The organism is Citrobacter telavivensis (genome assembly GCF_041807075.1).
Classification (GTDB): Bacteria; Pseudomonadota; Gammaproteobacteria; order Enterobacterales; family Enterobacteriaceae; genus Citrobacter_A; species Citrobacter_A telavivensis.
The window spans coordinates 102,136-114,270 of the sequence record NZ_JBGUBF010000005.1 but is presented as its reverse complement, the minus strand read 5'-3'; the positions used below and the strand labels follow the sequence as shown (position 1 = coordinate 114,270).

Annotated in this window: 10 protein-coding genes; 3 read left to right on the top strand and 7 right to left on the bottom strand. The window is 41.9% G+C overall.

The features are described 5' to 3' along the window. Positions 1 to 145 precede the first annotated feature (145 nt). The gene (locus tag ACERJC_RS19195; protein WP_373672270.1) at positions 146 to 1,063 is read left to right on the top strand and encodes a hypothetical protein; all 918 of its coding nucleotides are present in this window, start codon (positions 146 to 148) and stop codon (positions 1,061 to 1,063) included. Between the two features lie 351 nt (positions 1,064 to 1,414). Here ACERJC_RS19195 and ACERJC_RS19190 read toward each other — a convergent pair whose 3' ends face one another. Continuing rightward, positions 1,415 to 2,131, bottom strand: coding sequence for a Fic/DOC family protein (locus ACERJC_RS19190; protein ID WP_196095697.1), 717 nt, complete (start codon positions 2,129 to 2,131; stop codon positions 1,415 to 1,417). After that, the gene (locus tag ACERJC_RS19185) at positions 2,124 to 2,792 is read right to left on the bottom strand and encodes a hypothetical protein (protein WP_373672269.1); all 669 of its coding nucleotides are present in this window, start codon (positions 2,790 to 2,792) and stop codon (positions 2,124 to 2,126) included. The genes ACERJC_RS19190 and ACERJC_RS19185 overlap by 8 nt, the downstream gene beginning before the upstream one ends. Before the next feature lie 516 nt (positions 2,793 to 3,308). Between ACERJC_RS19185 and ACERJC_RS19180 the strand changes: the two genes are divergently transcribed. Continuing rightward, positions 3,309 to 4,574, top strand: a complete 1,266-nt coding sequence (locus ACERJC_RS19180; RefSeq protein ID WP_373672268.1) for a hypothetical protein — start codon at positions 3,309 to 3,311, stop codon at positions 4,572 to 4,574. Positions 4,575 to 4,637: 63 nt separating this feature from the next. Then, complete coding sequence (locus ACERJC_RS19175) at positions 4,638 to 5,681, top strand: hypothetical protein (RefSeq protein ID WP_373672267.1); 1,044 nt, start codon at positions 4,638 to 4,640, stop codon at positions 5,679 to 5,681. A gap of 101 nt (positions 5,682 to 5,782) precedes the next feature. Here ACERJC_RS19175 and ACERJC_RS19170 read toward each other — a convergent pair whose 3' ends face one another. The 5 genes from ACERJC_RS19170 to trbL all read right to left on the bottom strand — a co-directional run bounded on the left by ACERJC_RS19170 (position 5,783) and on the right by trbL (position 12,096). After that, on the bottom strand, positions 5,783 to 8,116 hold the full coding sequence (locus tag ACERJC_RS19170; RefSeq protein WP_373672266.1) for an AAA family ATPase: 2,334 nt from the start codon (positions 8,114 to 8,116) through the stop codon (positions 5,783 to 5,785). Continuing rightward, complete coding sequence (locus ACERJC_RS19165; RefSeq protein WP_373672265.1) at positions 8,091 to 8,756, bottom strand: ABC-three component system middle component 1; 666 nt, start codon at positions 8,754 to 8,756, stop codon at positions 8,091 to 8,093. Before ACERJC_RS19165 ends, ACERJC_RS19170 begins: the two co-directional genes overlap by 26 nt. After that, positions 8,737 to 9,969 carry an ABC-three component system protein gene (locus ACERJC_RS19160; RefSeq protein WP_323093162.1) on the bottom strand — a complete coding sequence of 411 codons (1,233 nt, stop codon included), beginning with the start codon at positions 9,967 to 9,969 and terminating at the stop codon, positions 8,737 to 8,739. Before ACERJC_RS19160 ends, ACERJC_RS19165 begins: the two co-directional genes overlap by 20 nt. A gap of 219 nt (positions 9,970 to 10,188) precedes the next feature. Further along, positions 10,189 to 10,623 (bottom strand): HigA family addiction module antitoxin, encoded by a 435-nt coding sequence (locus ACERJC_RS19155; protein WP_323093163.1) that lies wholly within the window; start codon positions 10,621 to 10,623, stop codon positions 10,189 to 10,191. Between the two features lie 81 nt (positions 10,624 to 10,704). Beyond that, positions 10,705 to 12,096 (bottom strand): P-type conjugative transfer protein TrbL, encoded by a 1,392-nt coding sequence (gene trbL, locus ACERJC_RS19150; RefSeq protein ID WP_096936873.1) that lies wholly within the window; start codon positions 12,094 to 12,096, stop codon positions 10,705 to 10,707. Positions 12,097 to 12,135 lie beyond the last annotated feature (39 nt).

Below are 12,135 nucleotides of genomic sequence, written 5' to 3'. Positions count from 1 at the left end.
TTGTGTCTAATACTAGGGACAGATCAATCAGTCTCACAACGATCCCTGGCGGATTTTTACCATTCTAATGTTTTGAACAATTCCCTTGATGCAGAAATGTTCAACAAAGTATAATTACTGGACGTGGAAAAATAATTGATATGCTATGGATACAATGAATATTGGATTAACTGAAATATTATCATTTGCTGCATTAATTGTATCGGTATTCAGTATGCTGTATGCAAAAAAGCAAAGTGATTTTGCAAAGAAAAATCATTTTAATGACTATCGCTCTCATTTATATCAATCTCATTTGGCATATAGAAAAGCACTAATTAAAACACAAAACAGACATAAAAATGATCTTCTTGAATTAAGTAGACTAGCTGGGGAAACATTAGTAAAAATAGTTAACCATTTCGACCGATATGACACTAATCAACATGCAGAGAGATATCTAAGGCATTTACTGCATGAAAGTTCAGAAATGGTTTTCCGTACATTCCAGGGGCAACTTGCCTGGCAAACCTCAGAAAACATATCACATAGATTTTACCAAATATCTTTTATTGAGGATAATCTCAATCCAGTTAAAAATATATTTGGAGATTGTTCATTCAGGGAGAAAATCAATTTAAAGTATCATTTAGAACCAAATGCATATCTAGAGGCGGATTTAGTGAATGATACTTATTTTTGCAATCTGGTTCTAGAGATGAAAGCAAGACTTGAACAATCTAAACTACAAGAGTTGATGAGCAACGTTCAAAAAGAAATGATTAACTTCAATACGTTGCACAACAATCTAAAAGCCAATCTTTCCATAAGCGCTAATTACCTTGAAGATTTGATCCATCAGGGAAATAAAGAGCATTTCAAACTGAGAGAATCTCCACGACTTTACTCTGAAATGAAAAGAACAAAAACACAACTGAGAACATTAGGTTATATAAACATGCCTGAGGACTTAGATAAGTCTTTTAGTGGGAAGTTTTATTTCTCAATATCCAAAAGTATCCATTTATGTGCTCTCCTTCATGCAATACAATGTTTATATTCATGGGGCTGGGACTATGAATAATAAAGCATTCTTAATTTAACACGGGAATTTAAATCTTTCATATTATTAAAAAGAATACCAATAGATAAAATTTATTGGTGTTCTTTTATCAAGTCAGGCAATTAAAAAATCACCCCTCACTCCCATTCGAATATAAACAAGAAGTGAATTAGTCTATATAACAGTTAGTTAGAAATAAGAACATACTCGGTACCATTATATATACCATGCTAAAATTTTTTACTACATGTTGACGTTTTAGCTCAGCTTTCATCTAGGCAAAGGATTCACTGATATCCATGCGGATCTGATAGAGCTCATTGGGGTATAGACTGGTCAGTTCGGGTCTCAATCATTCCTCCCAACGCTTTGTCACAGACCTCTATTCATCTCGAATGATTGATACTTTTGAGCAACTGCTATGTCCGTGTACTCACCATCTACGGAATTTTCTATACCTTGACCGTCTAAACCACGAATACCATTTATAGATTCCCCCCAAAGATTTCGATCTCGAGTACCGCCTATAAACTGTAATAGGTAGTTATCCAAAAGCCCTTTTGATGGGGATTCAATTTCAGCGCTTAAGGCTCTTAGGTAATCAATTTTATTAGTTCTATGCCAATCAATCGAAAAGCCTGCTCGATGACAAAGCTCATTATGAACAATTAACATAGTACGTCCGTTCCCATCAAGAAATGGATGCCCATATGCAAAAAAGCCCATAACCTCACCAGGACGCTGACGCATAGACTCTGCATTCTGTCCGAGACGTAGACCCTGCTCAATAGCTAAACGTGCATCATGAGGATGGCAAAACATCGTGCCAGCTTTAGATACCGCACAATTAGGAGCAGTAATTGTACGATCTTGACCTGCCCACGGATAGAATTCTTCGAATAATATCCGATGAACTTCCAAGAAATCTTCGTAACACAAGTCCGCTCTTCCCGCTAAGTAAACTAAAGCTTCATCTAAACCAGCACGAAACATTGTATGTTCAAGTTGACGAACAATCTCTGGGTCTTTTACACCATGATGGTTACGTAAATAACCGACTTGCTCAAAATCATTAAACGGATCAAACACTTTGTTTTTGTTCTCGCAGGTAATTGACTGACAACTTCGCAACTTCTTGCTTGGTGATTTTCCCCGCACGTTTTAGAGCAACAAGAAGATCTTCGACGGTATCATGTACTATCTCATCACCAGCTAAGCGAGTTACAGCATCAGCCCACTGATCCATTGCGTTGTAGCAATAATATACGTTGTAATAGCGAGCAAGCTCTACGACATAACGAGCAACTCCCTTAGTAGGAGGTGTCTTTGCCAATTTGAATTCTGTATTTTTAGTAGCAGACTTACGGCTATAACTACGAAAGCAAATAGTCTTCCCATTTATGACAAGCTTGCGCTTAACTCTTGGTGCATCGACTTCAACAATAATTTCACCTTGTGAGGCATTTACTTTCTCGAGGCACAAGTCTTTTTGGAGAAGCTGGAAGCCTAATTTGTTGGCTGCTTCACGAATGATAACATCAAGACTACCCTGCGCTTTTACATCATTCCCCGCTCTTTTGGCCTTAACGTAAACCCCTTGAGAAAGGCGAAGAAGTTCACCATTTTTCACTAACACACTCAATGCATGTGTAACTTGGGTCTTGCTTCCCAATGGAGCCAAATCAGAACGAGATAGTACAACTCCACAACGGTGTTGAATCGACTGGCGCATACGAGTTTCAAGCTTCATATAAACATCCCCCGGCAAATTACTGATAAATTATAACAAGAAAACGTAACTTTTTCAATTTTCTTATTTATTTACAAGCAATTAGATAACATTCAATCACTTACTGTCCGACATCTATTGTTATACGTTATTGCAACTCATCGATCAGATAAAAGTGACTGATATAGTTACTATCTTGGATAGGGTGCCTCCCCAAAAAGCCTAACACCATAGTGACTCGTTTTATGCAAGTTGAGCGGATTAGCTAAAGTCAATTAAAAAATATCGTAAAATTTAGAGATCTTATCTAATTAGTTGAAATATAGGGTTTATCCCATCAGCAGGAGATGAATTGGACCAAGAATGATTTATAAATCCCTTATTAGTAGTAGACCTATTGACCAAATTTTTGTGATGCTTCAAAGTATCCTCTGAAAGAGATCCACTTCAAGAAATGCTATAATGTGACTACTTTAACGAGGGCTATTCACTCACTCGTGTCCAGCAACAGCAAATGGCGTTCAATAGGTATTTGATATGAGAATTCGTCGTAAACCTATGAGTAAGACTCTTAAACAACCAAATAAAAAACTTCGTTATATTGACCCATTAAAAGTTAAACGCCTGATCGGTGGTTTTTTTCCATCAGATATTTTAGCTAAGCTAATTGATGTTGACTTGGTAGCTCTGAATGACGAAGCCACTATTCGCATGGGCGGCGGAGGAATAAAACCTCTATATCTTAGCAAAGAATATAACAGTACAGTGATTGGTGTAGTTGATGAAATGGAAAAATACAATCACAAGTTAGTGTCTCATCCAGAATTAATGAAGGAGCGTTCGTTCTATTCAGCTCCATTCGACCTAACAATTAGGTATGGTTCCAGACAAGACATGCCTCGCTTCCATGAAAGCTGGAGCGAACAGACGTTGCTAGAATCAACAGTTCAGGTATATAACCTCGGTGATTGCAAATATAGTTCTTGTTATCGACCACCAGAACAACATAGGGCTATATTGCATATATACAAAGAGATGTTCAAAGGTCATATTTGGCGAATATCACTTCCGATTCAATATCTCATGAAAGGTTTTCCATTGAAACCAAACGGTCACATGGGTTACTATCATAGCCTTGTTGTCCAGCACCCGGATTCGTATTTGCGTGAGTGGCTCAAGGAGAATGAGACTTTAGAGGGGCTCCCGGAAGAACCACGATACAACTACGTAGGTATTACATCACGTAACTGGTTGGTAAGAATGAGTGAACATATACGTGGTATTGAATCAGGCGAAAACAAAAAATTCTATAATGCTTGGAGGCATTTCGTTAAAAACGAACGCGTCGATTTCATGTCTGAACTATTAGTTGTCAATCAATCTTATGATGACATTATGGCTTGGGAAGAAGCCCGAGTGGATATAGAAATGGCGGAGGGAAGAGCATTAAATATGATTCCGGGTGGATTCAAAGGTATTCGAGAATTACATAAACTTAGAGTCCTCAACAAAGATCGACCGACGTTGAAAGAGCTTAGAAGCGCAATAAAAGCTGCCAAACGAGCTACTCCCCGAAGCGGAGTACCTAACCTTCTTATTTCGGGATTATGGAAAGAAGACAGTTACGCAGCAAAAATCATTTGTGGCGCTGAAGGTCGCCTATCAGTTGAACAAGTGCGTAAAGCTCGTGAGCTACATCAAGTTGGAATATCAGTGGAAGAAATTGCAGCTAAAATTAGTGCACTTAATGTACCTCAAGTGCGACGACTTTTGGATGGGAAAACATATTCTCGTATTCACTAATGGTGGGTAAGAGCAGTCGTCAGCAGTATGCGAGAAAAGACGTTTATTTAGTAAGGAAGATTTATGGCTCTATCACACCGGCATGGGGTTGCCAAGGCTGCATATGCCTTTACATCTGCTTTGGCGCTTCTTTTGAAACGTTTGGGTAAGCACAATGTAATGGAGGAGCCGGATATACAGGGAATAGAACCCGATATCACGTATGGTCAGCAAGACTCTCTGACTATGATCGAAACAAAGTTTTATCGTCGCAGTTCTCCGCCGCCATCTTCTATTTTTAAACGCGCTCTAGAGCACACACATGACAGAGGTAGTAGGATCGGTGCTGCCAGAATTGTGCTGGCAATCTCCTGCCCCATGGATAAGCGTTTTTCGAATGTAGCCCATATATACCCCGCTGTTGAGATTTGGGACGAAACGAAGCTATTTGAGATGGCAGCCCCATTCCCTGAGATCTTGACCCTGTTTGAAGAGATATTCGAAGCTGACACACCTAAGAGTGCTGAAACTCTGAGCCTTAGTTCGTCATCGTCCGCGATTACTGGTGCTGATGAACCGACACCGGAACCTAAGAAAGGTAAGGTATTGGCCGTGGCCTTAGCAGAAATCGAGCGTGGCCGCGATATGGCTACAGATTTCGAGAATGCCTGCATTAACGCTCTTAAATATCTCTTTGAAAAAGATCTACACGGCTGGCACGTGCAGTCTCGTACCGTAGATACCTTGCATCGTAGGGATCTGGTGTGCCGGATCTTGGCAAAGGCAGCCGAGGTGTGGCGTCTGATGCTCGAAGACCTGGGAAGCAGATATGTGGTCTTTGAATTTAAGAACTACAGCAAGCCCATTACCCAGAACGAGATCGTCACCACTGAGCGTTATTTATACCCCTCAGCCCTCAGGAAGGTTGCGATTGTGATTTCACATGAGGACTGTGCGGACTCTGCTAAGGACGTAATTGCCGGAGCGATGAGAGAACATGGGAAGCTGATCATTCCCCTATCGGTACCAGAGATAATAGATTTGCTGAAAACCAAAGACGAAGGCTCAGATCCTAATACCTATCTGTTTGAACGCGTTGATCAGTTTCTTTTAGGGCTTGGAAGATAGCACTGCGGATCCGCCCCAGAGCTGCTTCAGCGCAGAGCCTCAGGGAAGACCACGATACAATTCCCTGTGGCCACCCAGCTCTCAGGTAGCCACGGGCGGTTTTAAAAGGTTTCTTTTGCCAAGAGCTGCATGTTGAGCGAACTTGCTGTCAAACCTGCTCTGTCGAACCGGTAGCGCATATAAGCCGAAATATCGTCCTCATGAGAGGAGACGACCAACTGACAATGCTTGAGTTCGCAACGGAGTAGATCAGTCAAGGAAGCAACGTTTACTTCATCCAGTGATTGCGACGGGTCATCAATCAGGATAAGAGGCACCCGAGCATAGACCTTATTGAGCGCAAGGAAGAAAGCAAGGCTAAGGGCAGACACCTGACCAGAACTCATGGACATAACTGCGTCGTGTTCAGACTTCTCGGCAGTCAGGAACCTTAGTTGCGTACCTTCGCGACTCTCGATAAACAGGCCCAAGCCGCGCTGGTAGTTTTGGATCAGCCGACCACTATAGATGTGGAATATGAACTCAATAGCCGAAATTGTCTGGTCAGTATAATTCTGCTCTGTCTTCTTCAATATGCTGCGGAGCTTTTCGATTTTACCTTGTGCTTTTTGGGCTGCCAGGGTTTCTTTTTCGATAATCTTAAGATCGTTAATACAGGTTTGGAGCCTAGAGCTTTGAGCCTCGTTAGCTTTAATCGATATGTACTGCTCTTTATCCTTCAAATCTTCAGCCGTGACTATGTAGAAGTCCTGCAGGTCTTGGAAAGCGCAGTTTGTGGTCTCTCGCCAATCCTCCGGCAGCGCTAAGGCATCAGCTTCAACCTGTTTTTTATTTCTTAGAATCTCCTTGAGCTTTTCAAGTCGCTCATCTATTAAATCATCAATTTCAGTAAATGAATCAGTAAATTGAATGTTCTCGCTCTGCAGCTTCTCCCGTAGTAGTGTTATTGCCGGCAGCCGAAGCTTAATTCTGGTTAGCCCTGTATGAAGATTTGATACAAATGTAGGCGTGAGGAGTTTCAGGCTGTCTTGTATAAAGGTGTCGATGAGTTTCAGCTCAGCATCCATAGCAGTGATAAGGCTAACTAAGCTCTTACCATCCTGGCCTAATGATTCAGAGATCTGTTTAGTTCTTGATTCAATGGCATCAGCCATTGATTTGTGATCTTCCCAGTCAGCGCCACAGAGAGGGCAAAACTGCTCGTCGGGATGAGACTTCTTATGTTCCCCAAGTAACTGCCTTTTTAGACGTTCCAATTCGGCTACGACGTTCGCATTGGCGCTGCTTTTTACTTGTAGGCTGTTTCGGGCATTAATTTGTGACTCAAACCACTCAAGACGCCCATCCGTCCAGCCTTGTAATGAACGGGCTTCTTCGAGCTTGATCACCGTGGCACCGCGTTTAATGATGCTTGCTGAACGCTCTAATTCATCAATTCTCTTCTTGATAGCTTCAAGAACATCAAGCTTGCCCAGGTCTTTACCAAACTGCGCCAAACTTCTCAGCGATTCCTCGTTACGCTCAATGTCGGCATCAATTGCCTCGTTGTGAACCCTGGTTTTTATCGTGGCTTTGAGTGGCAGAAGGGCAATAATCTTTCGAACTGATTCCTGGTAGGCTGCATGGTCTACCGACGAATAAGTTGAGAACAGTACCTCCTTGTCCCACCCTGGTTGGACATCGGACGTCGAGATTTTTTTGTACTCAATGATCCCGGCCTCTGCCAACAATGTGTCCTTTAGGGTGGATATCTCTTCTTTAAGAGATGCAGCTTTTGCCGTGCGTTCAGGATTATTGATGTACCTTGTGAGTTTACTACATACGGAATTGCAGCTTTCGATCTCGGCTTCAATATCGCTGATGTTAAATAGGTTTCCTAGTTTATCCTTCCGTTCGTCTACCCGAGTGTGTAACAGCCGGTTTTGCCCTTGCTCCAGATAGTTAAGAAAGGAGAAGTTTTCCCTGAAGTTTTTTCCGAAAATTTCGTCAAGGAAATTGTTGTCGCGCAGATTTGCCTTAGTGAAGTCAGATGATTCGAATCCTGGCAGCTCATAAAGCTTGAAATTTTCGTATTTGTCAGCACGATTGTTTACTGGTTTTTTGAATATTGCAGCTTGGCAATGTCTAGCTAAAACAAGTTTGCGACCATCATTAGTAAATTCAATCTTAATGCAGAGGTCGTTCTCTCCTGAGCGGCTGTTCCAGAAAAGATTGTCCGCGTAGTCTCTCTTGTTCTTGGTTAATAATGTTTTGAATAGATTTTGTATTCGACTGATCTGGCCGGTAAGCAGTAGTTCGATTGCGTCGAATATGCTTGTTTTGCCATAACCGTTAGGGCCGTCCAGAGTTAGCAAAGACGACTTGCCAAGATCCAAGTAGATATGCTTGAATGCTTTGAAGCTAGAGACTTCAATCTTGGATATCTGCCAGTTCATTTTTAATCATTTCCTTGATAATTTCGTCGGCGTTTTTTTCTGTGACTTTTTGGATAGTCAAATACGTATCGTTAAGGCTGGCTTGTGCAACAGCCTCTGCTGCCTGTAACCTCAAGGACACAAGATTTTCTTGATGGCTAGGTAACTCTAAAAAAGGAAGCTTGATAAAGATCTTCGCCGCAAAGCTGTATTGTGTGGCGATAAGAGGGTTTTCTTTGTATTCAAGAAATTCCTTTTTGTCAGCAATAACATATACCAGTTTGTCGTATGTGAAATTAGTGAGTGCACTTTCTTCCGCAATACTGTAATAGAGGACATATTTTTTATAGAAGTGCGGGTCTTCCTCAATTGCGAAAATTTCTTCTTCGTGATCCTTGAACTTGGCCAGAACATCAAGACGATGAATACAAATCAAGTCGCAGTTTTTCTTAAAGCTAGGGTTTCTGAGAAACTCATCAGGAGCAAGATGATTTATTCTATTATTCAATTCGGCTGGGTCAGGAAGGTCGTCAAGATTATGTAGAACTGCGAACCTAATAGCAGATCCTGACTCGCGAATATAAAAGCCTGTGTTGTCCAAGTCTCGTTTACTAACAAAGCCATGGGCAACAAGTGCTTCATCAATGAGTTGCTTTATCATTCAGTCGTTTCTCCGCATCGTCTTTTGTTATCACGCTAATGCATAGCGACTTGGTGATGTTACTTTCGAATTTTTCAGTGGTCTGCTTGTCGTCGAAGTCATCTGAGTTTGTGAATTTTGTATTAAAGGTGAATGAGGCTTCCGCTTTGCTGGCGATTAGATGGTTGTACTCAAAAAGTAGTCTCAGCAGATCTCCGTTGTTTTTTATTTCACGGGTCATGTCAAACTCACACTCTTCGCGTTCATCCACGTCAAGAGCGGTAGGTACGTAGAATCGATTTTCGCTGTCAAGGTAGTGTGGGAGATGGTTGAATATAGGCTCCACCGAAATAGCCTGGATGAGCTTTGTGTATCGCCTGATGTCGTTCGTCTGAACGTCTTGAAATCGCTCGGAGGGTTTTATCATCTGGCAGAGGGCTTTCAATTCATTGATAGGAGTTTCGCGAATGTGCTCACACAGACATCTTGCTCTCTCGTAAGTAGCGTCACTCATTGTTGGAAGCGCCTGATCCAATCTCTCTTCCAGGTGAGTTTGAAGCCTGGCCTTTAATGCAACTGTATAGTAGTCCCTGTTCTGATAGGGGTTTTCGGTTAGCAAGTCTTCTAAAATAGTTCTGGCCTTGATACGGCCCTCATATGCGGCTCTGTTTTCTGAAATTCCGCCAACCTGATTTAATTTATGATTGTGTATTGCCTTGGTACTGATTTTTTCAGAAAGTAAACAATAGTTAAAATTTATAAGATTATCACTGACAATGATGTGCTGTTTGATACATATATTTTTTATGAGCTCTTTGGTAAGCCCTTCAATTTCACCCAAGCCGCAATAATAGTTGTTTCCATAACGATAGAATTTTACTACTTCTCCGCTAGCGCCTCTGTGATCATCTGTATTACTTAGCGGGACAGATACATGGAAGTAACGAGTTGTCCCTTTGATTTTGTCGTGCTCGATCAAAGTAGACTGTTCCAGCGCCTTGGTGTAACCACTTCGATATTTACTTATCTTAGCTTTTACTTGATGGGCTGTATGTAGTTTTCCATTTTTATAAATAGCGAAGTCGTCACTACTGTCTAGCTGAAGCTCAAAGTCTAGGTCGCCATCGTGAATAATCTTAAGGGAGTGATATAGTGCAATTTTCCCTTGATAAACGAAGCCGCTCCATGAGGATACGGCGCTGGCTGGATACTTATCATCATCTTCTTGGCTCACATGAACTCCTTTCACCGTTAGCGAGCTGCCAGTGCGGCGGAATGATGTTACTGCATTTCAAGACGTTTGCGTACTCGCTTCGTTTATTTTTCCAACATGCCTTGCATTTTTCTATCATCTATTAAAAATTTTGCTCTAAGAAATGACTTTGAACAAATATTCTTACATTCATGACATGTGAATAGCAGCTAGTATGGTCTAACACGGGATGGACGAAGGCTACTTACTTCGTTTTTCCTTGCGATCTTGCAACTTTTGAAGGTTACTCCAAAAGTCCTCATCAGTACCAAATATGTCAGCAAGAACGCGAGCTTCATCATCCGTAAGACGATGCAAACCGCAGATAATATCGTCAATATCCTGTTCGCAAATACCCATTGATTCCGCCAGTTCAGCATGAGACTTGTTCAGCGGTTTTAAAAATTCCTCTGTCAGCATTTCTCCCACGGTCACAGGCCCGGCGGTATCTGATTTTGTGTAGTATGCAAAAATCTCAGAACGCCCCTGCTCATACGTCAGATCACCTGAAATGATACGTGCTTTAACGGACTCGTACAGTGGCGTACCACTGGGGTCCATTCCTTCAAGTCTCAGGGAAGCCTCTGCTTTGCGGAAGCCCTCAATGCGTAACCGTGTACAGGGAGTCCTGGACATGTTTTTCCTTTGAATTGCAGGAGTAAAGTTCGCACAGTGAAAGCGTCAGCTCACGCTACCTCGTAAACTGACGCACGTGATTCAAGATTTATTATTACCCGATAAGCTATCATCGGCAAAATCATCATGTTCGCGGTTATCCCGATGAGTAACTGTCTGCTTACGTATCTGAGTCGCCAACTCCCCTCCAATAGTTTGTTGGACACGAGAAGAATTGCTACTTCGCTTCATTTTCTGGTACTCAGCAGCTCCGTTGGCCATGATATTTCCCATATGGCTTGCCATGCGGCCAGCTCGTGAGAATGAAGCAAACCCCTGACTTCCTCCGCTGGCGCTAACTGAACTGCTCCCTGCTGACGAACCACCAGAACTGCCTGAGGGTTGGCCTCCAGAAGTATCTACAGAACCGGTATCTTCCCCGCCGCCAAATCCTCCACCGGAACCGCCTCCACCGCCTGAACCAGATTCCTCGGCTATGGCAGCTTGCGCAGACTCGAACGCTGCCTTTAATGCAGAGGCTCCGCCGCTGACTTGAGCTGATGCCCCTATTGCCATTGCTCCAGCACCGCTGATGGCAGTAGCGGCAGCGCCGGTAATCATACCCGCCCCAAATCCACCAATCCCTTGTAAAGAAGCCCCTCCTACAACACCTGATAACAACAGTGGTAGCTTATTCGTTAATACTAACAGGATAATTGACGCCAGAAGCAAAACGATAAGACTATTAAGATCAGGAACATCATCTCTAATAAGAGAAAAATATTGATCTATAAATGATTGTCCAATCCCAATAATTAATGTCATCGTGAATAATTGAAGGCCAATCGATAAAACAGTTCGTAAGTAATTAATTGCTATATCAGAGGTCCATTTCGAACCACCAAATCCAAGCAATATAACTCCTGCATAACATAACACCCATGCAGAAACCAACATGATTAGCATATTTATCGCTATAAGGGACATCACTACCAAAACGATTATCGCGACTGTTATCATAATGGTGGATATCATTGGCGACCAAATTGATGCGGCTGAACTGACCTTTGTTAATATCGCAAACGCCATATCAACTATGCTTGATGGCGAAATACCAGTACTTATTCCTAAAGCGTTTGCTGCAAGTTGCCTCATTGAATTAATTATGGATTGCGATATGGATGGGCCGTTGATTAAAAGATAATAAAAAAAACCAATGACGGCAAAAAAGCGAACTATTTCAGCAAGTACGCCTGTCAACCCTTCCCCTTGCATCGCCATCATACCAAATGTCCAAACCATACTTATTAATACCAGCCCCCAGAAGAGCCAATTTGCATAGTCAGCAATTACTGTTGTCCATGTACTGGCTACTTGTTGAAACTTATCTAATAAAGAATCAAGTAGCCCGCTACTATCTAATTGACCAGCATAGGCATTTATAGAAAAGAAAATTATGATACCTAAAAAGGTGAGCTTACTTACTATTTTCATGATTACCATTCTCGTTTAGGGCTTGGATTGTTATTACTA

What these genes read in the sequence shown, in the direction of transcription:
- ACERJC_RS19195 (WP_373672270.1), top strand. Translation starts at nt 146, where the DNA reads ATGGATACAATGAATATTGGATTAACTGAAATATTATCATTTGCTGCA.
- ACERJC_RS19185 (WP_373672269.1), bottom strand. Translation starts at nt 2,792, where the DNA reads ATGAAGCTTGAAACTCGTATGCGCCAGTCGATTCAACACCGTTGTGGA.
- ACERJC_RS19180 (WP_373672268.1), top strand. Translation starts at nt 3,309, where the DNA reads ATGAGAATTCGTCGTAAACCTATGAGTAAGACTCTTAAACAACCAAAT.
- ACERJC_RS19175 (WP_373672267.1), top strand. Translation starts at nt 4,638, where the DNA reads ATGGCTCTATCACACCGGCATGGGGTTGCCAAGGCTGCATATGCCTTT.
- ACERJC_RS19170 (WP_373672266.1), bottom strand. Translation starts at nt 8,116, where the DNA reads ATGAACTGGCAGATATCCAAGATTGAAGTCTCTAGCTTCAAAGCATTC.
- ACERJC_RS19165 (WP_373672265.1), bottom strand. Translation starts at nt 8,756, where the DNA reads ATGATAAAGCAACTCATTGATGAAGCACTTGTTGCCCATGGCTTTGTT.
- ACERJC_RS19155 (WP_323093163.1), bottom strand. Translation starts at nt 10,623, where the DNA reads ATGTCCAGGACTCCCTGTACACGGTTACGCATTGAGGGCTTCCGCAAA.
- trbL (WP_096936873.1), bottom strand. Translation starts at nt 12,096, where the DNA reads ATGAAAATAGTAAGTAAGCTCACCTTTTTAGGTATCATAATTTTCTTT.